The sequence below is a fragment of the Synechococcus sp. WC101 genome (assembly GCF_047461555.1).
Lineage (GTDB): Bacteria > Cyanobacteriota > Cyanobacteriia > Thermostichales > Thermostichaceae > Thermostichus.
The window spans coordinates 1-2,578 of the sequence record NZ_JANSHG010000238.1; the positions used below are offsets into that span (position 1 = coordinate 1).

Annotated in this window: 3 protein-coding genes; 2 read left to right on the top strand and 1 reads right to left on the bottom strand. The window is 61.2% G+C overall.

The features are described from left to right. A partial coding sequence (locus tag NW809_RS11895) for an FHA domain-containing protein (protein ID WP_414402233.1) occupies positions 1 to 493 on the bottom strand: 493 nt, incomplete at its 3' end. A gap of 297 nt (positions 494 to 790) precedes the next feature. On the opposite strand from NW809_RS11895, the gene NW809_RS11900 reads away from it, so the two are divergent. Beyond that, entirely contained in the window at positions 791 to 1,663 is an 873-nt protein-coding gene (locus tag NW809_RS11900) for an inositol monophosphatase family protein (protein ID WP_414347009.1), read from the top strand. A gap of 41 nt (positions 1,664 to 1,704) precedes the next feature. Beyond that, positions 1,705 to 2,578: ABC transporter substrate-binding protein (locus NW809_RS11905; protein ID WP_414402234.1), on the top strand; the 874-nt coding region annotated here is incomplete at its 3' end.

Sequence of the window (2,578 nt, forward strand, 5' to 3'; positions counted from 1 at the left end):
GAGGGGGAATGCGGGCCACCTCGAAGAAGTAGGCGCGGATCTCCGGCCCAAAGTAGATAACATCGCCACTCCTCAAGTAGTGGGTAGCTACCCGCGTGCCGTTGACGAACACCCCATTGGTGCTGGACTGCCCCTTGCGGTTGCCGTCGACTAGACAATACGTAAATCCTGTGCGATTGGACTTGGTGGGCACTCGCACCAAATAGGCGTGGCGGCGGGAGACGAAGCGGTTGACAATCTGGATGGCATTGGAGGGATCCCGTCCGATCGTGTAAATGCTCTCCCGCAGGATGTAGCTGCAGGGCCGCACAGGATGGCAGACGGACAGGGTGAACTCCGGGTGAGACACCGGCTGCTGCGGGACTTGGTCGAACAGATCCAACGGCAGATCGAAGTCCTGACTGCCGGACAGATGGCCTCTGCCCACTGCCGTAGTAGAGGTAAAAAAATCGTCGTAGCTCTGGGGCAACAGCGTTTCCTCCTCGACGCTCAACTACCTGCCCGGCAGCCTGGCTCTTCCAGTCCAACTCCCTGAACCCTAGAGTTCCCAGAAACTAGGAGACACCCAACATCCCCCCGGCGTTGGCGGGCTGGTGGAAAACTCATAGGCCTTAATGTACCCTACTATACACCACAGGCAGCCTTGGAGATACTCCCTTTTCCTAAAAAAAATTGGAAAAATTGGGTTTGGGTTCAGGTCGGAGCTATTCCCGTTTTAAGGGATCCCTTGGGAGCCACAGCCTTGGCCGCGGGCGGGCTATTCTGGGTAGCAGGTTTGTAGCCTTGAGGTGTGGGTGTGACGGAGGCCCTGTTGCGTCGGTTAGATGTGGCCACAGAGGCGGCCCTGGAGGCAGGGGCTTTGCTGCGCAGTTACGTGGGGGGCACCCTTGCCATTGAGGAGAAACGTCCGGGCGACTTGGTAACAGCAGCGGATCGCGCTTCCGAGGAGCTTATCTTGAAAATCTTAAGGCGGCACTTCCCCGAAGATGTGATCTTGACGGAAGAATCCGGCCAGCAGGGATCCCCGCAGGGCGCCTACGCCTGGATGATCGATCCCCTCGATGGCACCACCAACTTTGCCCATGGCTATCCCTTTGCTGCCGTCTCTATTGGTCTGCTGGAGGGGCGGGAGCCGGTGCTGGGGGTGATCTACGACATCTTTCGCGGGGATCTCTTTCGCGCCGTACAAGGGATGGGCGCCACCCGCAACCGCAAACCCATCCGCGTCTCCTCTACTACCGAACTCTCCCGCAGTCTCCTGGTTACTGGCTTTGCCTACGACCGCCGGGAAACTCCGGACAACAACTACGCTGAGTTCTGCCACTTCACCCACCTCACCCAGGGAGTGCGGCGAGGTGGATCGGCTGCCCTGGACTTGGCCTACGTGGCCACCGGCCAGTTGGACGGCTATTGGGAGCGGGGCCTCTCCCCCTGGGACATTGCCGCCGGGATTGTCTTGGTGCGAGAGGCGGGCGGCAAGGTCACCGCCTACGATGGCAGCCCGGTGGATGTGTACAGTGGCCGCCTGCTGGCCAGCAACGGCTGGCTACACGCTGCTCTTCAGGAAGAACTGGCCCAGGTCAGCCCTCTGCCGGTCTCCTTCCCCATGCGGCGGGATCGCCGGTCTGGGGAGCAAAACGGCCAAAGTTTAAAGATCAGGTAAAGATCAGGCGAAAATTGGGTAAGGTTTACGCAAAGGCCCTCATGGCTCTTTCGCAAGGCAAGGGAGATAACTTGGCCGGGAAAAAGCTCCGGCGTCGTTGTTGGGCGGCAGGGTTTGGCCTGGCGCTGCTCTTGGGGATCCCGGCCTACCCTCAGCCTGCCCCAAAGCCGACCCTGCCCGCTCCTGCCAGCGAGCGAGCACAGGTTCCCGATTCCCGTTGGGCCGAGATTCAGGCGCGGGGGCGCATCCGGGTTGGCCTGGATCCCAGCCTGGGCCCGGCTTACCTCTACACCGACCTGGAGCGGCAAACCTACGCCGGCTTCGAGTGGGATATCCTGGAGGCGCTTGCCCAGACGCTGCAGGTGCGAGTGGAGCCCGTCTATGTGGCTTGGAGCGAGCAGTTGGCGGCTTTGCAAGCGGATGAGGTGGATCTCATCTGGGGGGCGCGGGAAGCTTTGGGCTTGGATCCGCAGCAGTTTCTCGCCACCCGACCCTACTACCTCAGCCCGCAGCGCTTGGTGGTACGGGATCCCGGGCCAGAGGAAGCTCCCATTGAGGCGCTGTCGCAACTCTTTGGCCGCAAAGTGGGCATTGTAGTTAACAGTACGGGAGCCGCTCTGTTGGAGGCGTACAACGAGAGGCGGGGCAACGCCATTCGTCTTTTTGCCACCAGCAACCCGGATCGCTTGTTTGCCCAGCTCCAGGCTGGCCAGTTGGATGCGGTGCTCGTCGATCAGCCCGTTGCCGCCCTGAGCCTGCGCCAGGCGGGATCCCGGCTGCGCCTGGCGGGGCCGCCTCTGTTCCCGATTCCTTTGGTGGGCGTGGTATCCTCACAGCATCCTTCCCTGAAGGAAGCCGTGGATGGGGCGATCGCAGTCCTGACCGAAAACGGAACTTTGCAACGCATCTTGGAGA